Here is a 22,109-nt window from a genome sequence, read left to right as displayed (position 1 = left end):
TTGAAAACAATCACTTCAAGGAAGAAATGAAACCCCTAAAAAGCGCCATCGCAGTCGCAGTCCTTTCCGCCATTGCCCTCACCGGGTGCTCCAGCACGGACTCCGGCGACACCGCCGCCGCCGGCGCCGGCGCCATTGAGTGCACACCCTCCGAAGGCCCCGTCACCCTCTCCTTCACCTCCTGGATCCCCGGAATTGAAAGCGTGGTGGAGGTGTGGAACGAGGCGAACCCGGACATCCAGGTCAAGGTGCAGACCGGCCCCAACGGCAACAGCGGCACCTACCAGAACTTTTTTAACCAGCTCAAGGCCGGCAACGCCCCGGATCTGGGCCAGGTGGAATACGACGCCCTGCCGAACTTCCGCGTCCAGGACGGTTTGACCAACATTGCCGGCTGCCAGGACGTGGCCGACGCCCAAAGCGACTTCATTCCCTGGGCCTGGAACCAGGTCAGCTTCGGCGAAGAGGGCTCCGCCTACGGCATCCCGCAGGACACCGGCCCCATGGGCCTGTTTTACCGCAGCGATTTGTTCAAGGAAAACAACATTGCTGTGCCCACCACCTGGGAAGAGTTTGCCGACGCCGCCGTTGAAGTCCGCAAGACCGGCAACTACATCACCAACTTCTCGCAAAATGACGTCAACCAGTTCGCTGGCCTGGTCTGGCAGACCGGTGACACCTGGTTCAAGAACGACGGCGAGCAGTGGGAAGTTTCGCTGGCCGGGGACGGCAGCACCACGGTTGCCGAGTACTGGCAGGACCTGATTGACCGCGACCTGGTCTCCAGCTACCCGGGTTGGACGTCCGAGTGGGACAACGCCTACAACACCGGCAAGGTCTGGAGCTGGAACTCCGCCGTGTGGGGCGCCAACTCCATCGCCTCCGGCGCTCCGGACACCGCAGGTTCATGGAGCGTTGCCCCCATGCCCCAGTGGGAGAAGGATGATGACACCAGCGGCAACTGGGGAGGTTCCTCCACAGTGGTCTTCACCGGATCCGAGCACCCCTACGAAGCGGCCAAGTTTGCGCTCTGGCTCAACACCTCCAGCGAATCCCTGACCATGCTCAATGAGTCCGCGAACCTCTACCCGGCCACCACCGCCGGCCTGGAACTTCCGGTGCTCAAGGAGGGCGTTGAATTCTACGGCGACCAGAAGATTTACGATGTCTTTGCCGAATCCGCCACGCAGGTTTCCAGCACCTTTGTTTGGGGCCCGACCATGACGCAGACGTACAACAGCATTTCAGATGGCTTCAAGGCCGCAGTGACCAAAAAGGGCACCCTGGTGGATTCCCTCAAGGCCGCCCAGGACGCCACCATCAAGGAACTGGGCACGCAGTCCATTCCGGTGGCTCAGTAACCGCAGCTGCTTTTATAAGAGCCGCTCCACAGCGGACCCACTCAGGAAGTCAGGGGCAGTCCATCTGGACCGCCCCTGACTTTCTTATTGCCTTTTGTAGTGTCCGGGCCAGCGTGGACATGCCTAGTCCCCGCCGCGTCCCCTGACGCTGCGCACCATGTTCTCCAGGGTATTCAAATAGGCATTGAAGTCGGCACGGCCCTGGTCCGTCACCACAATGCGCCGGCCGCGTTTATCGGACACGATCTGGTGGACGGCCACCACGCCCTTTTCCTGGAGCACTGCAATGTGCTTGGACAGGGCTGATTTGCTCAGGCCCGTCAGGCGCAGCAGCGTGGAGAAATCAACATATTCGGCAGGGGCCAGGGCCGAGAGAATGGCCAGCCGTGCCGGTTCATGAAAGAGCGGAAGCAGCGCGGATGCAAAGAATCCCGCCCCCGCGGGGCTGCGCTCCTCAGGCATGGCCGGCAAGTCCCTTCGCGCCCAACAGGGCCTGGGGCGTGGCCAGGCGCACCAGTGCCGGCAGGCAGGCCAGGAAAATCATCCCGGCCGCGGCAAGGGCTGAAACGGTGTTCGGGGTTGGCCACGTGGCTGAACGCGCCAGGGCCTGAACCAGAAGATAAACCGCCACTGCCGCCAGCGCACTGGCCACGAACAGCACGGCACCCGTGCGGTCGGACCAGTTCAAGCGCAATTTCAGGGGCCGGGCCACGGAAAGGCCCACATAGCCCAGCACCACCAGAGCCAGCAACCACAGCATCTCCAGGTCCACCACGACGCCAATGGCAATGATCAGGGACGCGGCAATGACGGCTGTTGCAAAAGCACCCCTGCGGGCAGAGCGGCGCGCTGCGGCGCGCGCTGAATTCAGGCTGTCCAAGGCATCGTGGTTGTTCATGGGTCATCCACCTCCGTTAGTTTCCTAACAAGAAACTACCACGTTGTTGCGCGAGGGGAAACTATATTCCTCCATGACCGGTCCGGGAACAGGAATGTCCCAGGCCTCGATCAGGGCCCGCCAATACATCCCAAGCCGCCCGGCTTGCCGGACCCAAGAGGAGACGGGCAGCTATTTTGCACAGCCACCCTTTTAGGTCCCCCCGGAGAAGCCTGCAGCTGTTGAAACGGTTGTGGCTTCTTCCCCACTTAAGCTCGACGCCGTCGTCCTCCTCTTGACGTGCGGCGCAGCGGCAGCCCTGTTGCTACTGCGCCGGCGCCTGCGCCCGGTATTTTTTATTGCGCACGCTCAGCAGCAAGGCACCGATCAGTGCCGCGGTAAGGGAGCCGGCCAAAACGCCCACCTTCACATACTCGTGGGAGGGACTGCCGGGGTCAAAGGCAAGTTCACCTACCAGCAGTGAGACGGTGAAGCCAATCCCGGCCACGAATGACATGCCCAGGATGTCGGGCCAGCGCAGGGAAGGATCAATGCTGATTTTGGGCAGGCGGGTCAAAAGGAAGGTGGTGCCGGTGATGCCCAGGGGCTTGCCCAGCACCAAGCCCACAATGATGCCCAGGGCCACAGGGCTGCTCAGGGCCGAACCCAGTCCGGAAAGCCCGCCAACAGAGACGCCTGCTGCGAAGAACGCGAAGATGGGGACCGCCACCACGGAGGAAGGGATGCTCCAGCGGTCCGCAAAGTGCGCCGCCATCCCGTCGTACAGCTGGACGCCGTCGGCATCCTTGCCGGCAGGCACGCGGGCCTTGGCCGTGGCAACCACGGGCACCACAAAGCCCAGCAGCACCCCGGCCACGGTGGCATGGATGCCGGAGGAATGCACCAGCGCCCACACCACCACGCCCAGGGGCACCAGGATCCACCAGGCCCGCACTCCGCGGCGGACGGCGAGCGCGAACAGGACCAAGGGGATCAGTGCCAGAAGCAGGGGAAGCACCGCAACGCCTTCGGTGTAGAAGATGGCAATGATGGAGATGGCCAGCAGGTCATCCACCACTGCCAGCGTCAAGAGGAATGTCCGCAGCGCCGGCGGCAGGAAACGGCCCACCACGGCGATGACGGCAATGGCGAAGGCAATGTCCGTGGCGGCGGGAATGGCCCACCCCCGCATTGCGTCCCCGCCGGCATTGAGGGCCACCAGGGTAAAGAACAGTGCCGGGACGGCCACCCCGCCCATGGCCGCGACGACGGGCACCACCGCCGTGCGTGGATTGCGGAGTTTGCCGACGACGAATTCCTCCTTCAGTTCCAACCCGACCACAAAGAAGAATATGGCCAACAATCCGTCGGCCGCCCAAGTGCCAAGGGACAGGTTCAGGTGCAGGGCTTCGGGTCCGAACGTGAAATTGCGAAGCTTCTCATAGAGGGGTGCGGCGGCCGAGTTGGCCACAATCAAGGCCAGGACGGTGGCTGCCAGCAGCAGCATGCCGCCAACGGCGTCCTGCTTAAGTGTTTGCCGGAGGCCGCGCCAAAGCTTGTGCGGGGCTTGGCGGGGTGTGCCGGCGGACGGGGAGGTGTTCACGGTGAAAGGTTGCTTTCTGCTTAGAGGGATGGGCCGCGTGCGGGCGCAGTCCGGTTTCCGGTGGGGAAAGGACCACGCAGCCGGCGGCGTGGCGGTGGGCAACCGGCAATCTCACCGTGGGCATTGGTTCCCCAGGAACTCATCCATCCATTGGTCCCGCTGGCACGCTTGGTCAGCAGCTTTGCTTTGGGAAAGGTCCCGTCAGCGCAACGCTGGGCGCGGGAGATGCGGGCAGGCAGGAACACCTTTGCAGTCTACCTTCCATGGGAAGGGAGCGTTGGTGGCGTGTTGCCGGGGTGGGCAAGGCCATGGTGCCGGCGTCGGGGCCGCACCCAGCGCCGCATGGGAGAGCTGCAGGGCCGCGGGCTGCCGCCTGCGCAGTTTTCCTGGCTCCTCTGGTGTCCGCAGCGGAGCAGCGCGTCGGGCCGCACCGCGACGCGCGCCCTGAGGGCCCGCACCCAAAATGGGGCGGCCTGAAGGCGGTTCAAGGCGGCAACCCAATGGGGTTGCCGCCTTGGTTACCGCCCGGCCGCCGCTCCGTGTGATCGGTGCCAGCCGGCGTGTTTTTAAGCGTGCACGTTGTGGACTGCCGCTTTTTCCTGGCGCAATTGCTCCACTTTGTGGGCAAACTCCTCCTGCATGAGGTCGGCATTGACCTTGGCGCCCACGCCGAGCCCGTCGGCGGCGGCCATGATCACCTGCGCCATCGGGTTGGCCACATTGCCGGCGAGCCAGAGCCCGGGCACTGTGCTTTGGCCCAGCTCGTCCGCGGACACGTGCCGGCCAATGCCCGAAACATGCTCCTGTGTCACCAGGCCCAGGGATTTCACGCAGGAGACATCCACGTCGAAGTTCGGCATGACAACCAGGGCGTCGAGTCCGCGCTGCGTGCCGTCGCTGAGCTCCACTCCGTGCAGGGAACCGGGCTCGCCCAGCACGGCCGTCACCGATGCCTCCACCACTTCCACGCCCAGGGCTTCGAGCTGTTCGGATTCCTCGGCGGTGAGCACCTTGCGGGGGTCCTTGAACAGGGTGACCTGCTTGGACCACTGGGTGAACATGGGCGCCTGGTGCATGGCCATGGCACTGTCGACGACGCCCAGGCGCTGATCTTTGACCTCCCAGCCGTGGCAGTACGGGCAGTGCAGCACGTCCCTGCCCCAGTGTTGGGCCAAGCCGGCAATGTTGGGCAGCTGGTCCCGCAGCCCGCTGGCAAGAATGAGGCGGCGCGCCGAGACGTCCATGCCGTTGTCCAGGGTGACGGTGAACCCCAGGTCGCTGCGGCGGCTGTCCAGTGCCCGGGCCTTGACCACCTCGACGCCGTACTTGACCAGTTCCGCTCGCCCTGCCTTGAGCAGTTCCAAAGGGTTCATGCCGTCACGGGAGAGGAAGTTGTGCACCCCCTGTGCCGGTGCGTTGCGGGGTTCGCCTGCGTCAATGACCACCACCGAGCGCCTGGCCCTTCCCAGTGCCTGGGCGGCGCTGAGGCCGGCGGCCCCGCCACCAATGATTGCCACGTCGAAGTGTTGTGTCTGCGTTTCCATGGTGTTGTGCTCCCAATCGGCTTGTTCGCCGCGCCTTGTGCCGGCGCTGCTGTGATGTGTTTTGAACCCTTGAGGTCCGCGGGCTGCTTGTACGTTTATTGGGGAAGGTCCCGGCCGGGTTCAGCGCCCCGGGCGTGCCGCCCAAACGGTGCGGCTTCCCCGCATGGACAGGTCGGTGCGTTTGGTCAGTGCCCGCGGGCTGCGGGGATCAAGCAATTGCTCCATGGTGGCCAGGTCCTCGGGCGAGAGGGTGCCTTCCAGGCTGCTGCGCATCCGGGAGAGGAAGGTCTGGGCGTTGCGCGCAATCAGTTCCGGGTTTTCGCTGGTGTTGTAGGCAAAGGTGCGTTGTTCGGCGATCTCCATCCCAGACTCGAGGATGGCCGGGGTCCAATCCGGGTGGGCGTTCCAGCCGGCAAGCGCCGCGGCGTCGTGAAGGCGCTGCTCAAGGCCCGGAACGCCGAACCCCAGATCACGGGGCAGGTGGTGTGGGAGGGCATCCATTTCCACCACCACCAACACGCCTTCCGGTGCCAGCGTTGCAGCGATCCGGTTCAAAATGGCTGCCGGGTCACTCATGTGGTGCATGGAGGAGGCCGCCCACATCAAGTCAACATCCGCCAGCTCCGGCCATGCGGCGTCGAGGTCCACCTGCAGGGTGTCCACCCGGTGGGACTGTTGCTGTTCGGCAACCGCCAAAGCCAAGCGTGCCAGCATGAACTCGGACTGGTCGACCGCCGCGACCCTGGCTTGGGGAAAAGTGCGCAGCAGGCCCAGGGTTCCGGTGCCCGTTCCCGCGCCCAGGTCCATAATGGTGGCCGGGGCCGGTTGGTGCCGGGCGGTCCAGTCGAAGATCTCCTGCAGATGCCCACGCAACAGCAATGCGTCCAGGTCCAACGTTTCCGCCATGGCCGGTTCATGTGACTGTTGGTGATCGTTGTGACGGCCCTGCTGGTGGTGGTGTCCGTGTGGATGCTGGATTGTCATAAATCCAGCGTACCCACTCAATGCTTCTGTGGCATACACTTTTGCGTATGACGCAAGAACTTTCCATGGACACCGTGATCCGCCAACGCATCAAGGGCCTGCGGCTGGCCAAGGGCTGGTCCCTGGACGCCTTGGCCGCACGCTGCTTCCTCAGCCCCTCCACCCTGAGCCGCATTGAAACGGGGCACCGCAGAATAGCCCTGGACCAGCTGGTGCCCTTGGCCAAGGCGCTGGGCACCACCCTAGATCAGCTGGTGGAACCCGCCTCGGACGAGGACGTGGTGATCCGCCCCGAACCCGAACACCACGAAGGGTTGACCAGCTGGGTGCTCTCACGCGAGCACTCCGCGAACGGCACCACCGTGGCGAAAATGCGCATCACGGCCGAACGCACCAAAAGCAACGTCGAGGGCAGCGTGCATCCGGGCCGGGAGTGGTTCACGGTTCTGTCCGGAACCGTCAGCCTCACCCTCGGGGACCGCACCATCCTGGTCCACCCGGGGCAGGCCGCGGAGTTCTCCACCATGGTCCCCCACCGCATTAGCGCCCACGCCGGGCCCGTGGAAATCCTCAGCATCTTTGACCACGGCGGAGAACGCGCGCACCTGGGGCCGGTGGAAAAGTCGCCCTAGGCACAGTTGCCGCGGCACCCAGCAGTGGCCTCCGCAGCGAAGCGTCGCGCGGACCGCACCACCCAGCAGCACCGCAGTGGATCCCCGCAGAAGGCCTGATCTGCGTCAGTGCACGCCCGCAAGGCGGCGCAGAATGGTGGCAGCCGGTTCTTCGCTGGCGTTGCGGTATCCGGCACCGGCCCACAGGCTGATGTTCCCTGGATCATCCGCTGCCGCAGCTGCCTTGCGGATGGGGCTGGTCAGATGGTGGATGGCGGGGTATCCCAGAGGCGCGGAATCGTGGAACCGATCCACGAAGGCGTTGCGCAGCGCCCTCGCTGGACGGCCCGAGAACGCCGTGGTCACCACACTTTCCCTGCATCCCGCATCGGCCAAAGCCGTCTTGTAGCTTTTTGAGGCACCGCTTTCGGGGCTGCGCAGCAAGACGCTGCCCACCACGGCAGCTTCGGCGCCGTGGGCCAGCGCCTCTCCCACTCCCCCTGGGGTGGAAATGCCCCCAGCCGCCCAGATGGGCAACTGCACCTTTGACCGGACACGGTCAAGCAGCCCGGTCAAGGGTATTTGTTCAACTGCCGCCGCCGGGGTGAACGTTCCCGAGTGGCCACCAGCCCAGTGCGACTGGACCACCAATCCATCAACGCCGCGGGCCCGGGCTTGTTCCGCCTCATGCGCATTGGTCACTGTCTGAATCAGCAGCGAACCGGCCCGGTGCAGCCTGCGGACAACCTCGGCGGACGGCAGGCCGAAGGTGAAACTGACCACCGGCACGGGATCCTGGACCAGCAGCTCCACCTTGGCCGCCCACCCGTCGTCGTCCTCCAGCAGGCCACCGAGGGTCAGCCGGTAGGCCGCGGCCAGGTCACCGAGGGAGGCGGCATACGCGGCGAAGGCGTCCTGGCCAATGGGCACCGGATTGGGCACGAAGAGGTTCACACCGAACGGCCGGGACCCATGACCGCACATCCCGGCCCGCACCTCGGTTATTTGTTGGGCGAGCTGATCGGGCGTTTTGTAGCCGCCGGCCAGCAGGCCCAGCCCGCCCGCTTGTGCGGCCGCCAAAACCAGGGCCGGGGTGCTGGGGCCTCCTGCCATGGGCGCGGCAAGCAGCGGAATGGCAGCACCCAGTTCGGCCAGCAGGCCAGATGCTGCGAGCGGGCCGGCCCCGCCCATGTGCTTGGAGGGTGTGCTGTGGTCAGTCATATTGGTTCCGCCTTTTGCCATGGTTTTGCCTCCCAAAAGGTGCCGTCCATGGGCGCAGCTGACGCGCCGGGGGCACCCCCGCAGGGAATTACCCCCATCCTAGGCAGCGGTGGGGGCACGGGAAAATGTTCCACCCGGCTGTTAGCGCTAACATGAAGTGTCTGATCACATTGCGCGCCGCCTCCAAAGGAGACCATGAAGAACTGGGCAGGGAATCTGGAATACCGCTCCGCCGGTCTGCAGCGTCCGGCATCCGTGGAGGCGCTGCAGGAGCTGGTTTCCGGCGCTTCAGCGGTCAAGGCCCTGGGCTCGCGCCACTGTTTCAACACCATTGCAGACACGTACGGCCTCCATGTGTCCCTTGCAGACCTGGCCGGAGTGCCGGAGATTGACACTGCACAGCGGACGGTTCGTGTTGCCGGCAGCGTGAGCTACGGGGTGCTTGGCGCGCACTTGCAAAAGCATGGTTTTGCCCTCCCCAACCTCGCCTCCCTGCCCCACATCTCGGTGGCCGGGGCCATGCAGACAGGCACCCACGGTTCCGGAACCACCAACGGATCCCTGGCCACCACCGTCACCGCCCTCGAGCTGGTCCGCGCCTCGGGGGATCTGGTGCGCCTGACAGCGGACGACGGCGATGACTTCCGCGCCGCCGTCGTGGGCCTGGGCGCTTTGGGGATCATCACACACCTTGAACTGGCGATCACACCCACATTTTCAATCCGCCAACAGGTCTTCCAGGAGTTGCCGTGGTCCCGGGTCCTGGCCGACTACGACGCCATTGCCTGTGACGGATACAGCGTCAGCCTGTTCACTGACTATGCAGGGCCCGGCATTGCCCAAGTCTGGCGAAAGGTCCTGGATGACCAGTCCCCGCCACAGACGCCGGCGGAATTCCATGGCGCCCTCCCGGCAACCGTGCCCCTGCACCCGCTGCCGGAGATGTCCGCGGTGAACTGCACACCCCAGTTGAACGTGCCCGGCCCGTGGCTGGACCGGCTGCCGCACTTCCAGTTGCAGTTCACTCCCAGCAACGGCGAAGAGTTGCAAAGCGAGTACCTGCTGCCGCGTCATCATGCCGCAGCCGCCCTGCAGGAACTCCGTGGACTCTCCGGGCTGCTTGCACCATTGCTGTTCGTCTCCGAGATCCGTACGGTGGCCGCCGACGGTTTTTGGCTCAGCCCCAGCTTCCGCCAGGACAGCGTGGCCCTGCACATGACCTGGAAACCGCTCCAGGACCAGGTGGAATCGGTTCTTCCGATCATTGAGGAAAGACTGGCCCCCTTTGCTGCCAGACCCCACTGGGGCAAACTCTTCGCCTCCGATTCCCGCACCCTGGCCGGCCTGTACCCGCACTTTCATGACTTCCGCGCCTTGGCGGAGCGCTATGACCCCACCGGAAAGTTCCGCAATGAATACCTGGACAAGGTGCTTTTCAACCACTAAAGCCGTTGCCGTCTGGTTCGGCGCCGGTCCGCGACGGGGCCGTCAGGATCATGGCGGGCACCACCCCGGTGGTTTTAGTCCGGTGCCTGGCGTCAAATTCTGCGAGCTTTGACTACAAAGCTGCTCCGGAAACCATGCGCGGCATGGGCGCGGACTCGCGCACCACCAAGCGTGTGGGCAGAATGATGGGGCTTGGATTCTCGCCTTCGATCAGGCGCATCAGCATCATTGCCATTTCCAGGCCGAGAGCTCTAATTGGTTGGCTGACGGTGGTCAGGGTCGGTTCTGTCTGTTGGGCAATGGCCAGGTCATCGAATCCCACAACCATGACATCTTCCGGGACGGAACGTCCGTGGGCCTTCAAAACCCGAACCGCCGCAGCGGCCATGTTGTCCGATCCAACGAAAACCGCGTCGAGGTCAGGATGCTCGTTCAAGAGCTTGGTCATGGCTTGAACACCGCCTTCGTGCGTGAAGTCGGCCTCTGCAATCCAATCGGAGGAAAGTCCCACAACAGCCATAGCCTCCGCAAATCCCTTATACCTGGCGACAGAGGCTTCCAAATCCATGGGACCGATGATGGTGGCAATACGTCTGCGCCCGGCGTCGAGTAGATGCTCCGTGGCAAGCCGCGCGCCGCCGCGGTTGTCCGCATCGACGTACCAACGTGACTCCCTGCCCAATGTACGTCCACAGAACACAATGGGAAGGTCAGTGGCCGCGAGTATCTGGTTCAGCGGATCATCTTTGCGCATGGCCAAAACCATTACCCCATCCGCACGACGAGACCGCAGGAGCCGTTCCAAACGGGTTCGGCCGTCATCTGGAGAGGCGAGCATCAACGTCAAATCAAGCTCGGTTTTCTCCAAGGCTGTGGCGATCCCCACAATGATTTGGGAAAAGAACGGGTCTGCGAAAAACGCGGGGTCCTCATTTGAGACCACCAGAACCACGGAGCCAACCTTGCTCGTGGCAAGTGCGCGGGCTGTCGCGTTGGGAAAGTAGCCAAGTTCCTGGGCAGCCTTCATGACAGCACCACGCTTGGCCGGACTGACATGCGGCGCGTTGTTCATGGCCCGCGAAGCTGCGGAACGTGACACCCCGGCGCGGCGTGCCACCTCGTCAAGAGTCGCCCTCATGTGTGGTTCAAGGACCGGCCGTTGAGGTGCGGCACTGGGGGCATGCTCTAACGGCCCGCTCATGGAATCTCGCATGGCTTGAAGTCTACTGCCCCACTTCTGCCCCCGTGCGAAAAACCTCGCCCCGAGACCTGCAAGGTCCCGGGGCGAGGTTCAGTTCAGATCAGTCCAGGCAATGGCTGTCACTGTTTAATGTCGCTTCTGACCCGCCTTCCCACAAGGATGGCGCCCGTGCCTAGGCTGAGCAAAAGCAGGGTTGCCAACAGCGCCCACTGTGCACTAAAGCCTGTCACCGCCAATTCTGACTCCTCCCCGCCCCCCGCCACGGCCGTCTCCGTCGGCGCTTCAGCCACTCCCGACGTTGGTCCAGACGTGGGACCGCTGCTGGGCTCCGGCATCGGACCGGGCACAGTGGCGGCTGGGCGTTTCTCTACGGCAAGGGTGGCGGCATTGGAGTAGGAGCCGCCGAATTCATTGAAGAAGTAGGCCCGGTAGGAGCGGCCGTCATCGGTCATGGTGGCTGACAGAGTCAATGTCGCAGTGTCGGCGCCTGCGATGTCCTCCCAGCCACCGCCTTGGAACTGTTGCCATTTCACGGTCGGCGCCGGGTTTCCTGTCGCTGATGCCGTAAAGGTTGCCGACTCACCGTCCAGGACTGAGAGGTCCGTAGGGTGCTGGTCCACGCGCACAATATTGCCAGCCCCCGACTCATCGCCAGCTGCTTGGTCTGCAACAAAGGATGCGACCCAAGACAGCGCAGAGTTCCAGTTCACTGTGATTTCGTTTGTGGCCCACGATTGGATGTCATCCACGTAGCACAACTGAGCTGCACAGCTGTTGTCTTCGTTGTAAAGCATCTTGATGACGGGGTCCCACGTTTCCGTCATTGAGTTCGGGCCGCCAGATACCGACCCGCGGGGCGGGTTGGGCAGGCGGGGTTCGAGCGAATGGGAGAACCAACGGCTGTGCTGGTTTTTGGAGTATTGATGGCCATAGCCGGTGATGTACGAATTGTTGAGTGCGTTGCGGCCCAGTAGATAGTCCATGGCCTCCACCACGGCGTCAGCGAACCGCTGGTCGCCGGTGAGGTCAAATGCAGTGCCCATGACTACTTGATTGTTAAGAATCGAGCTGTTTGAACCCCAATCGTATTGTCCGTCGACGCCTGGATAGGCCGTACCGAACGGTTGCCCCTGTTGCCAGCCGAGGTATTTCTCAGCCGCTGTGACCACCGACTGGCGGATTTCCACCCGACCAGGAATGTCCGACTCAACCGTTGCAAGATTCATGCGTCCCAGGGCTGCGGTTTCAAACCAGTTGAATCCCCCGGCAGTCCAAATGTCTGCGGTGTTGTACTCGCTCGCGAGCACGAATTCCTTGAACTCAGACTCACCCGTGGTGAGAAACAGCTCTGCCGCGGCCCAATAAAACTCGTCAAGGACGTTGTCGTCGTCGTACGGTCCACTGCCAGGGCTGGGATCTGCATTTGGAGCGGGTGCGTACAGCTCCGGGGAAGCGACTGCTGCTGCCCAGGCAACCCTTCCAGCCGCAAGGAGCTCCCCCGCAAACTCAGGATCGTACTGTTGCCACAAACGTGCGCCCTGTGCCGCCACGGCGGCAAAGTTCAATGTGGCGGCTGTGGATGGACGGTGCACATAACGCTCCTGCGGGCTGTCTGAGGGCAGGAGCGGCAGCCCGGTCCAATCGACGTCGGCAACTTTATGGTGGACCATGCCGGCGTACATGTCCGCATTGCTGGGAACCTGCATTTTCATCATCCACTCAAGTTCCCACCGGGCCTCGTCCAGCGGGTCGGGGACGGCGTTGCTGCTTTCCACCAGCGGAATGTTCAGGGATCCATCGCCAAGATCGGCACCAGCACCGGTGGGGCTGTAGAGCGTGCGCTCATAGGTGCTGAGGATCTGCGCCACGGCGATACCACCGTTGACCACATACTTTCCGTGGTCACCGGCGTCGTACCAACCGCCCACAACGTCGGAAGTGTAGTTGCAGGACCAGTCACCATACATCCAGTAGTCACCCTCAGTGGCGGGGGTGAGGCAGGCCACGTCGTGATCTCCCTGGTTGGCGCTGCCTGCCTCCAGCGAACTGTCAGGGTTTTCCACGTGCCCGGCGGGTCGGGTGTATTTGTCGGCGTCAGGCTGGCCCACCATCACTGACCCATCGATCGCGATCCCGCTGCGCACGGGATAAAAGTAGTTCAGGGCATCGTGCCGGAGTTGCTGGTAAATGTCCGCATCAATGACGAACTTGTAGCTTTCCACCCCGTCTGCGGCCAAGGTGTATGTTCCGGTCTCGGTGAAATCACTGAAATCCAGTTCATGGACATTCAGGCCAGCGGTTTCATCGATTCCTGCCGGAGCAGTCTTTCCGCCACTGGCCACGGCACCATTGGTGTCCAGAAGCTGCCATTCGACCGGCCCTGTTGCGTCAGTGACCAGGGTGGCCCGCTTCGGACCATCCGGAAGGTACCCCACCTGGTTCACACGGACACGGGGCCCGGTGTTGGGGGTGAATTTCGGCGCCACAGTCCCACTGAGCAAAGAAACGTTGTCCAATTTGAAGTTCCATGCCTCTGGCGCTCCGCCCAGCTGGAAGGAAACTTCTCCCCGGCCAGGACCCTCCCCTGCCGAGCTTGGAAAGCCTGCCGAAGCGGTAAAGGTGTACTCGTAATGGGACATCTCGGTCGTGAGTGTGGGCGTTTGTTCAAACAGGACATCGTGTGGCGGCGCGTCATCGCCCAGAACAACCCGGACGGGACGGCCGGTGGAGGAGCTTGCGTCAAAGGACAGCGTGTAGGTGACGCCTGGTTCAAGGATCACGCCATTGAACCCAACAATCTGGTCCCACTTGTCGGTTGTGCCCGCTGGAAGTTCGAGCTGCAGGACCCCATCGATGACGCTGCTGCCAATGCCAGTTCCGGAGGCATAGAACGGGGACAGTTCCCCGTCTTCAAAGTTGCCGCCAATGATCTGTTCCGCAGATTTGTTCATGAGTGAAAAGTTGTCAAAGCATACCGTGTACGGCTGTTCCTGGTTGCCCAGCTGGAAGGAGATGTTTCCCTGGGCTGTGGTCCAGGCCTCGTCCACCGGTGATTCGGAATTGTCCGGGGTGGTGGGCCAGTCCCCGGGTGAGAAAGTGAACCCAAAGTGCTGGGGTGTCTCCGTCCCGTCCAGAGCCACGGAGTGGGCAAAGGCGGCCGGGTAGCCGGCACCTCCCTGCATCGGGATGTTCAGGGCAGCGGAGGCATGTGCATCAAATGAAACTTCGTAGGTGGATCCCCGCTCGAAAGTAATTCCATCGAGCTGGGCTGCAATGTCCCAAGGATTTTGGCCCCCTTCCACCACAGCGCAAAATTCGCCGGTATCAACGGATGAGGAGACCGTGCCGGCATTGGCATAGGCATGCCATCCCGAAGTTTCACCATCGGTGAAGTCATGTACGGCCACGCCAGAGTCGCCGGGCCCGGCACTCGCCAAAGGCGCAGCCACCAGGCCCAGCATGACGGCGGTTGTTGTTAAAATGGATATTCGAGCTGTACGCGCACGGGGCGTGCGGTCACGAGGAACCACTGATTCTCCCAACTGTTTAGGAGCGCTCCCACACGTGATGTGTGCTGCGCGTCACTTTACTGGATGGCTAGAAGCTACCATCAAAAGCAATCTCGAACCAAGCCGGGACCGCTTCCAGATAGTTTTGGTCTAAACGCAATTTTTCACTTGTCTACTTCCAAATAATCCTTGACACAGGCAGGATTGGCGGGCAATGCTCGGTGAACGGTGATTGGAATATTCAGGAATCGCTTCCAGTTCATGGGCATATTTTTGCCTCCGCGCCTTAGGTCAGCCACGGCCCTGCCTTGGAATCACGCCTCCCGCTACCTCCTGCAGTTGCAACGGTCGGGCAAATGCCACCACAGCAACCCACCACGGGCTGCGGGCTTTCTTCACTCAAACCCAACAGATCGGACCAACACATGTCCTTGTCATTAAGACCACGCATGGGAATCGCAGCAACGATCCTGGCCTTGGCGCTGGCCTCGCTCGGCAGCTCACCAGCCGCCCTTGGGGCAACCTCCCCTGAACCCGCGAACGGGTTCTACGTCGACCCGGATTCCACTGCCCTCCAGTGGGCCAATGCCAATCCCCAAGACGGCAGATCCAACGCCATTCGCACGGCAATCGGGCAGCAGCCAATGGCACGATGGTTCGGCAGTTGGAGCGGAACCATCGGAACCGCCACAGGGGCCTACTCGGGTGCGGCCGATCATCACGGCAAGCTTCCCATCATGGTTGCTTACAACATTGCCGGCCGTGACGCGTGCGGAGGGCACTCCGGTGGCGGGGCGGGTTCGGCCCAGGCATACAACGCCTGGATAGCCGGATTTGCCGGTGGCATTGCCGACAGGCCCGCAATAGTCATTTTGGAACCAGATGCCCTCGGTGACTTCGACTGCATGAGCTCGACCCAGGTGGCCGAGCGGCAGAACATGCTGGTCAATGCGCTCGCCCAATTCAACGCCCAGGCGCCCAACACTTGGACCTACCTGGATGCCGGAAATCCCGGATGGATTGACGCTTCAACAATGGCACAGCGCCTTCATGCCGCAGGGCTGCAGAGCGCCCATGGCTTCTCACTGAACATTTCCAATTTCTACAACACCGCAGAAAACACCGCCTACGGCACTGCTGTCAATGCCGAGCTCAAGACGCTTTTTGGCTACACCAAGCCGTATGTCATCGACTCCAGCCGCAACGCCCATGGAAGCTCCACCACTCCTTGGTGCAATCCGGAAGGTCAAAAAATCGGCGCCACGAGTCAATTTGGAGGCGGGGCCGAGATGCTTCTTTGGATCAAGACGCCCGGCGAATCAGATGGTGATTGTGGAGTTGGAGCCGGCTCCACGGCAGGAGAGTTTTTACCCCAAGTGGCCTTCGACATGATTCACGGATACTGATCCAAGGTTCCGCGCTCCAATAAGCAACTTCCGGGCAATGCCCAAAATAACAATTCAGTAACGCAGAACCACTAAGTTCCGCAGACCCGCGAAAAGCCGGGAGCGCTTCCGGTTCTGCTCCCAACACGGCCTTGACAGCGCTTCCATGCGCATAGCACTATTGATCCAGTGCTCATGGAAGCGCTCCCGTTTCTTCAAAACCAATAGCTACATCACGCCCCGAAATACTCGACGCGATGCCAGTACTTGACTGGGGTGTGAACCGTTTTTCTCTCGATCGATAACAAGATTGGTCGCGGACAAAGGAGTCAATATGCGTTTACCCATCGGCAGGAAATGGGCGGCGATTGCTTCGCTGGCAACCCTTACCCTGTTAGCTTCAAGCTGTTCAAGCAGTACGCCCTCTTCCGACGGTGACGGCTCCGATGTCACCTTGACGGTTGCCACGTTCAACAACTTTGGGTACACCGATGAACTCCTCAAGGAGTACACCGCTGCCCACCCGAACGTCACCATCAAGCAGCAACAGGCTGCCACCGCACCCGACGCGCGCACCAACCTCACCACCCGCCTGGCCGCCGGCGGCGAGGGGCTGGCTGACATTGAAGCCATTGAAATTGACTGGATGCCGGAACTCTCGCAGCTTCCGAACGCTTTCATGGACCTGACGTCTGCCGACGTTGAAGGCCGGTGGCTCCCTTGGAAGGAAGCCCAAGGCCGCACGCCCGACGGAACCTTGATTGGATATGGAACCGACATCGGACCGCAGGCTGTCTGCTACCGGGAGGACCTGGTGAAGGCTGCCGGGCTTCCCTCCGAGCCAGCGGCATTTGCCGAATTCCTCGGTGGCGACAACGCCACGTGGAACGATTACTTTGAAGCCGGCCACAAATTTACGGCCAAATCCGACACTGCCTGGTTCGACTCGGCCAACGCCACCTTCCACAGCATGGTTGGCCAGGTCGAGGCCGCTTACGAGGATCCCGCAAGTGGTGAGCCGAGCAAACTTTCGGAAAATGCCACCGTCAAGGACATGTTCAAGCAGGTTCTCACGGAATCAGCTGACCTCTCCGCCGGGCTCACGCAGTGGGAAGGTGACTGGGATTCGGCATTCCAGAACGATGGGTTCGCCACCATGCTGTGCCCGGCTTGGATGGCTGGTCCCATTGAAGAGCGTGCAGGCGGAGTCGACGGCTGGAATATTGCTGACGTGTACCCCGGAGGCGGCGGCAACTGGGGAGGCTCCTTCCTCACGGTTCCAGCGGCAGGAAAGCACACTGAAGAAGCAAGGAAACTCGCAGCCTGGCTCACAGCACCGGAGCAGCAGATCAAGGCCTTCGAAAGTGCCGGCACCTTCCCGAGCCAGGTCGAGGCCCAGAAGGCACAGGTTCTCCTCGATTCCAAGAACGACTTCTTCAACAATGCTCCTACCGGACAAATCTTCTCCTCGCGGGCGGTGGCTCTCAACGATGCTTCTCCCGTATTCCGGGGTCCGAACTACTTCACGATTCATTCAGCGGTGCAGGACGGAATCACCCGTGTTGACGTGGACAAGTCCCAAGACATTGAGACGTCCTGGAAGGACGTGTTGACCGAATTCTCAGAGCTCGGCTTCTGAGCCGGACACCCCTGAGCACGCTTAGGTGAATTGCGTTGGCACTGTCGGTTGCCCCGGTAGCAACGGGGCAACCGACAGTGCCAACCGACGCCCCGCAACTTCCAAAGGAATTCTTCATGTCTGTCCAAACGCCTCTTAAGCCTGTGCTGGAGGAGCAGAGGGCACCCCGCCGGATCGCGTTCAGACAGACGCGAGGCAAATGGGATGTCAAACTCTCCCCGTACCTTTACATTTCACCGTTCTTTCTGCTCTTCGCCATCACCGGCCTCTTCCCGCTCGTGTATACAGCCTACGTATCAGTTTTTGAATGGCACCTCCTGCTCGGAAAGGGCAGCTTTATAGGGTTCCAGAACTACATTGACGTCTGGAACCAACCCACCTTTTGGCGTGCTTTGCGCAACACCTTCTCCATCTTCCTGCTCTCCTCAGTGCCTCAGGTGATTGTTGCCCTCTTGCTTGCAGCCGTTCTCAATGCCAACATTCGTGCTAAAACGTTCTGGCGCATGGGGGTGCTCCTGCCCTACGTTGTTGCCCCCGTGGCCGTAGGTTTGATCTTCTCCCGTCTGTTCGGTGACCAATACGGCCTGATCAATGCTTTTTTGGAAATCTTCGGGATGAACCCGGTCGCTTGGCACTCCGATGTCATCCCAAGCCACATCGCCATTGCCAGCATGGTGAACTTCCGGTGGACCGGCTACAACACCCTGATTTTTCTTGCCGCGATGCAGACCATTCCCAAAGAGCTTTATGAAGCGGCCATCATTGACGGAGCCGGACGTGCGCGGCAGTTCATCTCCATCACCATTCCGCAACTGCGCGCCACCCTCATCTTCATCATTGTCACTGCCACGATCGGCGGCCTTCAAATATTTGACGAACCCCGTGTCTTTGACGCCGCCGGAACGGGCGGCGCAAGCAAGCAATGGATCACCGTGACCATGTACCTCTACGATCTTGGCTGGGGCAACCAGAGGGACTTTGGCCGCGCCTCCGCCGTCGCCTTAATCTTGTTTTTCATCATCATCATGATCGGTGTACTGAACTACAGCATCACCCGGCGCATCTCCAACGCAGGCAGCAAAAAACCGGGCAAAATCAAGCCCACACCCAATCACTCCATCACAAGGGGGACAAAGTGACGTCTCTTCCCGTCATTGCCCAAACCTCGGGCAAGGGCGCCGCCCGCTCCGTGGCGCGCAAACGCCGCCGCAAGGCAGGTGGAGCGGACCGCAGACCAGGCTGGGTCACCTACGCCATCCTGGCCGTTGTCCTGCTCATTTCGGCCTACCCTCTGTACTACACCTTTCTGCTGGCATCTTCCGATCAACTCACCATCTCCAAAACGGCCATTCCCAGCCTGATCCCGGGCAGCGAGCTGCTTGCGAACTTCCAACGCATCCTGGCCTCGGACATCCCCTTGTTGAAGGGCCTGATCAACTCCATAATCGTTGCGGTCCTGCAATCCCTGTCGGTGGTGATTTTTTCCACCCTCGCCGGTTTCTCCTTTGCCAAACTCAAATTTCGTGGCCGCGGTCCGCTCTTGGTGTTTGTGATTGCCACGATGGCCGTCCCCACACAGCTGGGCGTGATCCCGATGTTTGTTGTCATGTCCAACATTGGCTGGTCGGGCAAACTCGTGGCTGTGATCGTACCCGGCATGGTCACCGCCTTCGGAGTGTTCTGGATGACGCAGTACCTCGAGAACGCACTCCCCTACGAACTAATCGAAGCTGCCAGGGTGGATGGCGCCTCTTTGATCAAGACCTTCTGGCACATCGCACTCCCTGCTGCACGCCCCGCGGCTGCGATGCTCGCCTTGTTCACCTTCATTGGCAGCTGGACCAATTTCTTCTGGCCATCGATTATCCTCACCAACCAAAACCCGACCCTGCCCATGGTTGTCCGTCAACTACAGGCAGGTTACTTCCAGGATTACTCGCTCATCATGGCGGGCGTCATCCTGTCGACGGTCCCCTTGATCGTCGTGTTTATTTTTGCGGGCAAGCAGCTCGTCACCGGAATCATGGCAGGAGCAGTAAAAGGATGAGCAACAACTTGAACCTCAACAGCACAGCACGGATCCAATTCCCCGACGGTTTCCTCTGGGGCGCTGCCACAGCAGCGTTTCAAGTCGAGGGCGCCAGCCAGCAGGACGGGCGCAGGGATTCCGTGTGGGACACCTTCGCACGGGTGCCCGGTGCAGTCTTGGGCGGCGACACCGGGGAGGTGGCATGCGACCAATACAACCGTTTTCAAGACGATGTCCAGTTGATGAAGTCCCTGAACCTCGACGCGTACCGATTCTCCATTTCCTGGGCCCGGGTGCGCCCCGACGCGGTCTCCGGACCTGCAGGAGTCAACCAACCCGGCGTCGACTACTACTCCCGCCTGGTGGACGAACTGCTCGCCAAGGACATTCTGCCCTGGGTGACCCTGTTCCACTGGGACCACCCGGCAGCACTGGAAGACACCGGCGGCTGGGCAAACCGTGACTCGGCCTACCGATTCACGGAGTATGCCCTGACCATGCATGAAGCCCTTGCCGACCGGGTATCCATCTGGACCACGCTGAATGAACCGTGGTGCTCATCGTTCCTCAGCTATGGGGCGGGTGTACACGCTCCCGGCAAAACCTCCTACCCGGACGCACTCGCTGCCGCCCACCACCAGATGCTCGGACACGGCCTTGTCACCCAGGAGATCCGGCGCCGACAGCCGGAAGCCAACCTCGGGATCACCTTGAACTTCACAGTTGCCGACCCGGTGGATCCCAACGATCCGCAAGACGTGGATGCGGCCCGGCGCATAGATTGTCAAATGAACCGAATCTTTACCGATCCCATCCTGCTGGGCGAGTACCCCCAGGACCTGTTCCCCGACTTGGCGGAAGCGGGACTTGGCGGCGTGCTCGAATCGCACATCAAGGACGGTGATTTGGAAATCATTTCCACACCGATCGATACCCTCGGGGTGAACTACTATCACGGCGAGGAAGTTTCCTACAACGACTACCCGGACCCAGTGGACGGCAGCGCGCCCGTCACGCGCATCACCCAATCGCCCTATCCCGCGGCGGAAGGGGTCAAGGTCCGCAACCGCGGCCTGCCCATGACCGATCAGAACTGGGAGATCCAGCCCGAAGGACTGACTCGGCTCCTTACCCGCTTGCAGAGCGACTACACCGGTCCGCGGGGAATCGCCCTGTACATCACGGAGAACGGTTGCGCGTTCGACGATGTTCCGGACGAGTCCGGCTACGTCAACGATCAAAACAGGCTCAACTTTTATGACCTCCATCTGCGGGCGATTAAGGATGCCCTTGACGCGGGCGTTGACGTTCGCGGCTATTTTGCCTGGTCCCTTTTGGATAACTACGAATGGGCCTGGGGATACAGCAAGCGCTTTGGAATTGTGGGAGTTGACTTCGAAACCCAGCAACGCACGGTCAAAGCCAGTGGCCACTGGTACGGACAAGTCGCGAAGGACAATGCCATTCCCGCTGTGCTGGAAGCAAGCCTTCAACCCGCGACAGCAATGGAAAGCTGACTTTGTGAGCATTTCGTACCGAAATCCGTTGGTACAGGTATCGCCGCCAACCTTGGAAGAGGTTGCTGCCACCGCCGGAGTCTCCCGTTCAACCGCGTCCCGCGCGATCAACGGGAGCCTCCGGGTCTCCCCGGCCGCCAAGGCAGCCGTTGACGCGGCAGCCAAACTGCTCGGGTACAGTCCCAACCGCGCGGCGCGGTCCCTGGTCACCCGTCGCACCGACTCCATCGCATTGGTGATCCCCGAGCCCGACGAGCGGGTCTTGTCGGACCCCTTTATAGGTGCCACACTGCGCGGCATCAGCGCTGCGCTTGCCCCTTCGGACAAACAGTTGGTTCTTCTGATTGTCCGGCCGGACGACTCCGCGGGAAGGATCTCCAAGTACTTGGGCGGAGGGCACGTGGACGGTGCAGTCATCGTCTCCCACCACCGCAAAGATGGACTTGAAGATGCTGTCCTTGGCTCGTACATACCCGGAGTTTTTGTGGGACGGCCCTTCCACGCTGACGATCTCCTGCACTACATCGACGTTGACAGCATTGCCGGCGGACGTTTGGCGACGCAGCACCTCATCAGCCTCGGACGCCGCCGCATAGCGCACATTGCCGGCCCGCAAGACATGACCGCGGGGATGGACCGCACCAAGGGTTGGCGGGAAGCCCTGCACGCGGCGAATCTACCGTCGGATTTATTTGCCCAAGGTGATTTCACCACCGCATCCGCATACAGCGCCATGAACAATATCCTCCAGCAGGAGCCGGGCGTTGACGCGGTGTTCGCGGCCTCGGATCTCATGGCGCTCGGTGCCTTGGCTGCCCTCCGGGACCATGGCAGGTCTGTCCCCCATGACGTTGCAGTGGTTGGTTTCGACGATCTCGGAGGAGCCGCGAGCGCCAGCGTTCCCCTGACCACAATGCGCAACCCTGTTGTGGAGATGGCTTCATCTGCTGTCGAACGCCTGCTTTATCTACTTGATAAAGGGGCGGTGCCCAATGATCATCCAAGCCCCATTGTCTTCTCCCCTGAGCTCGTCATCCGTGAAAGCACTTGCGGAGCTGGCACCATGGCGTCTTTGGCGGCGAGCCACCATTCAATGTCCAAGAGCAATGGCAAGGAATTGGAACCATGCCCAAGTTGACACCTCCGTTGACTCCCCCGTTGGGCCAGCCGCTGGCAGCAGCC

The 22,109-nt window shown here is 61.6% G+C and carries 17 protein-coding genes; 9 read left to right on the top strand and 8 right to left on the bottom strand.

The genetic code is table 11. From position 1 onward, the window contains the following. Window positions 1-26: 26 nt before the first annotated feature. Window positions 27-1,361, top strand: a complete 1,335-nt coding sequence (locus ACFUCV_RS10130) for an ABC transporter substrate-binding protein (protein ID WP_380815194.1) — start codon at window positions 27-29, stop codon at window positions 1,359-1,361. 123 nt (window positions 1,362-1,484) lie between these two features. On the opposite strand, the gene ACFUCV_RS10125 is transcribed toward ACFUCV_RS10130, so the two are convergent. The 5 genes from ACFUCV_RS10125 to ACFUCV_RS10105 all read right to left on the bottom strand — a co-directional run bounded on the left by ACFUCV_RS10125 (window position 1,485) and on the right by ACFUCV_RS10105 (window position 6,369). Then, entirely contained in the window at window positions 1,485-1,823 is a 339-nt protein-coding gene (locus ACFUCV_RS10125) for a transcriptional regulator (protein ID WP_380815193.1), read from the bottom strand. After that, window positions 1,816-2,259: a hypothetical protein gene (locus ACFUCV_RS10120; RefSeq protein ID WP_380815192.1), complete on the bottom strand. Its 444-nt coding sequence runs from the start codon at window positions 2,257-2,259 to the stop codon at window positions 1,816-1,818. The genes ACFUCV_RS10125 and ACFUCV_RS10120 overlap by 8 nt, the downstream gene beginning before the upstream one ends. Before the next feature lie 304 nt (window positions 2,260-2,563). Beyond that, the gene (gene nhaA / locus ACFUCV_RS10115; protein ID WP_380815191.1) at window positions 2,564-3,841 is read right to left on the bottom strand and encodes a Na+/H+ antiporter NhaA; all 1,278 of its coding nucleotides are present in this window, start codon (window positions 3,839-3,841) and stop codon (window positions 2,564-2,566) included. A gap of 566 nt (window positions 3,842-4,407) precedes the next feature. Continuing rightward, window positions 4,408-5,385, bottom strand: coding sequence for an NAD(P)/FAD-dependent oxidoreductase (locus tag ACFUCV_RS10110; protein ID WP_380815189.1), 978 nt, complete (start codon window positions 5,383-5,385; stop codon window positions 4,408-4,410). Window positions 5,386-5,505: 120 nt separating this feature from the next. Continuing rightward, window positions 5,506-6,369: a class I SAM-dependent methyltransferase gene (locus ACFUCV_RS10105; protein WP_380815187.1), complete on the bottom strand. Its 864-nt coding sequence runs from the start codon at window positions 6,367-6,369 to the stop codon at window positions 5,506-5,508. A 47-nt stretch (window positions 6,370-6,416) separates the two neighbouring features. Here ACFUCV_RS10105 and ACFUCV_RS10100 point away from each other — a divergent pair, with 47 nt between their 5' ends. Continuing rightward, window positions 6,417-7,001 (top strand): helix-turn-helix domain-containing protein, encoded by a 585-nt coding sequence (locus ACFUCV_RS10100; protein WP_380815185.1) that lies wholly within the window; start codon window positions 6,417-6,419, stop codon window positions 6,999-7,001. 105 nt (window positions 7,002-7,106) lie between these two features. On the opposite strand, the gene ACFUCV_RS10095 is transcribed toward ACFUCV_RS10100, so the two are convergent. Continuing rightward, window positions 7,107-8,201 carry a nitronate monooxygenase gene (locus ACFUCV_RS10095; RefSeq protein WP_380815183.1) on the bottom strand — a complete coding sequence of 365 codons (1,095 nt, stop codon included), beginning with the start codon at window positions 8,199-8,201 and terminating at the stop codon, window positions 7,107-7,109. A gap of 195 nt (window positions 8,202-8,396) precedes the next feature. On the opposite strand from ACFUCV_RS10095, the gene ACFUCV_RS10090 reads away from it, so the two are divergent. Beyond that, entirely contained in the window at window positions 8,397-9,647 is a 1,251-nt protein-coding gene (locus tag ACFUCV_RS10090) for a D-arabinono-1,4-lactone oxidase (RefSeq protein ID WP_380815180.1), read from the top strand. Between the two features lie 112 nt (window positions 9,648-9,759). Here the strand turns inward: ACFUCV_RS10090 and ACFUCV_RS10085 are convergent, their stop codons facing one another. Both ACFUCV_RS10085 and ACFUCV_RS10080 read right to left on the bottom strand, forming a co-directional pair. Then, window positions 9,760-10,785 (bottom strand): LacI family DNA-binding transcriptional regulator, encoded by a 1,026-nt coding sequence (locus tag ACFUCV_RS10085; protein WP_380815177.1) that lies wholly within the window; start codon window positions 10,783-10,785, stop codon window positions 9,760-9,762. Between the two features lie 182 nt (window positions 10,786-10,967). Beyond that, entirely contained in the window at window positions 10,968-14,378 is a 3,411-nt protein-coding gene (locus ACFUCV_RS10080; protein ID WP_380815175.1) for a glycoside hydrolase family 9 protein, read from the bottom strand. 428 nt (window positions 14,379-14,806) lie between these two features. On the opposite strand from ACFUCV_RS10080, the gene ACFUCV_RS10075 reads away from it, so the two are divergent. The 6 genes from ACFUCV_RS10075 to ACFUCV_RS10050 all read left to right on the top strand — a co-directional run bounded on the left by ACFUCV_RS10075 (window position 14,807) and on the right by ACFUCV_RS10050 (window position 22,065). Beyond that, complete coding sequence (locus ACFUCV_RS10075) at window positions 14,807-15,763, top strand: glycoside hydrolase family 6 protein (RefSeq protein ID WP_380815173.1); 957 nt, start codon at window positions 14,807-14,809, stop codon at window positions 15,761-15,763. Window positions 15,764-16,076: 313 nt separating this feature from the next. Then, window positions 16,077-17,381 carry an extracellular solute-binding protein gene (locus ACFUCV_RS10070; protein WP_380815171.1) on the top strand — a complete coding sequence of 435 codons (1,305 nt, stop codon included), beginning with the start codon at window positions 16,077-16,079 and terminating at the stop codon, window positions 17,379-17,381. 116 nt (window positions 17,382-17,497) lie between these two features. Further along, the gene (locus ACFUCV_RS10065; protein ID WP_380815271.1) at window positions 17,498-18,520 is read left to right on the top strand and encodes a carbohydrate ABC transporter permease; all 1,023 of its coding nucleotides are present in this window, start codon (window positions 17,498-17,500) and stop codon (window positions 18,518-18,520) included. After that, entirely contained in the window at window positions 18,517-19,428 is a 912-nt protein-coding gene (locus ACFUCV_RS10060; protein WP_380815169.1) for a carbohydrate ABC transporter permease, read from the top strand. Before ACFUCV_RS10065 ends, ACFUCV_RS10060 begins: the two co-directional genes overlap by 4 nt. Continuing rightward, the gene (locus tag ACFUCV_RS10055) at window positions 19,425-20,927 is read left to right on the top strand and encodes a GH1 family beta-glucosidase (RefSeq protein WP_380815167.1); all 1,503 of its coding nucleotides are present in this window, start codon (window positions 19,425-19,427) and stop codon (window positions 20,925-20,927) included. The genes ACFUCV_RS10060 and ACFUCV_RS10055 overlap by 4 nt, the downstream gene beginning before the upstream one ends. 52 nt (window positions 20,928-20,979) lie before the next feature. Then, complete coding sequence (locus ACFUCV_RS10050; RefSeq protein ID WP_380815165.1) at window positions 20,980-22,065, top strand: LacI family DNA-binding transcriptional regulator; 1,086 nt, start codon at window positions 20,980-20,982, stop codon at window positions 22,063-22,065. Window positions 22,066-22,109 lie beyond the last annotated feature (44 nt).

Origin of the sequence: Specibacter sp. NPDC057265 (assembly GCF_042668835.1) — a bacterium.
Lineage (GTDB): Bacteria > Actinomycetota > Actinomycetes > Actinomycetales > Micrococcaceae > Specibacter.
The sequence above is the reverse complement of the archived record's forward strand: the minus strand, read 5'-3'. Positions and strand labels throughout refer to the sequence as shown.

Excerpts from the sequence above, each read along its gene's own strand:
- ACFUCV_RS10110 (WP_380815189.1), bottom strand. The coding sequence starts at position 5,385 with ATGGAAACGCAGACACAACACTTCGACGTGGCAATCATTGGTGGCGGG.
- ACFUCV_RS10055 (WP_380815167.1), top strand. The coding sequence starts at position 19,425 with ATGAGCAACAACTTGAACCTCAACAGCACAGCACGGATCCAATTCCCC.
- ACFUCV_RS10075 (WP_380815173.1), top strand. The coding sequence starts at position 14,807 with ATGGGAATCGCAGCAACGATCCTGGCCTTGGCGCTGGCCTCGCTCGGC.
- ACFUCV_RS10065 (WP_380815271.1), top strand. The coding sequence starts at position 17,498 with ATGTCTGTCCAAACGCCTCTTAAGCCTGTGCTGGAGGAGCAGAGGGCA.
- ACFUCV_RS10090 (WP_380815180.1), top strand. The coding sequence starts at position 8,397 with ATGAAGAACTGGGCAGGGAATCTGGAATACCGCTCCGCCGGTCTGCAG.
- ACFUCV_RS10125 (WP_380815193.1), bottom strand. The coding sequence starts at position 1,823 with ATGCCTGAGGAGCGCAGCCCCGCGGGGGCGGGATTCTTTGCATCCGCG.
- ACFUCV_RS10130 (WP_380815194.1), top strand. The coding sequence starts at position 27 with ATGAAACCCCTAAAAAGCGCCATCGCAGTCGCAGTCCTTTCCGCCATT.
- ACFUCV_RS10095 (WP_380815183.1), bottom strand. The coding sequence starts at position 8,201 with ATGACTGACCACAGCACACCCTCCAAGCACATGGGCGGGGCCGGCCCG.
- ACFUCV_RS10100 (WP_380815185.1), top strand. The coding sequence starts at position 6,417 with ATGACGCAAGAACTTTCCATGGACACCGTGATCCGCCAACGCATCAAG.
- ACFUCV_RS10085 (WP_380815177.1), bottom strand. The coding sequence starts at position 10,785 with ATGAGGGCGACTCTTGACGAGGTGGCACGCCGCGCCGGGGTGTCACGT.
- ACFUCV_RS10070 (WP_380815171.1), top strand. The coding sequence starts at position 16,077 with ATGCGTTTACCCATCGGCAGGAAATGGGCGGCGATTGCTTCGCTGGCA.
- ACFUCV_RS10120 (WP_380815192.1), bottom strand. The coding sequence starts at position 2,259 with ATGAACAACCACGATGCCTTGGACAGCCTGAATTCAGCGCGCGCCGCA.
- ACFUCV_RS10105 (WP_380815187.1), bottom strand. The coding sequence starts at position 6,369 with ATGACAATCCAGCATCCACACGGACACCACCACCAGCAGGGCCGTCAC.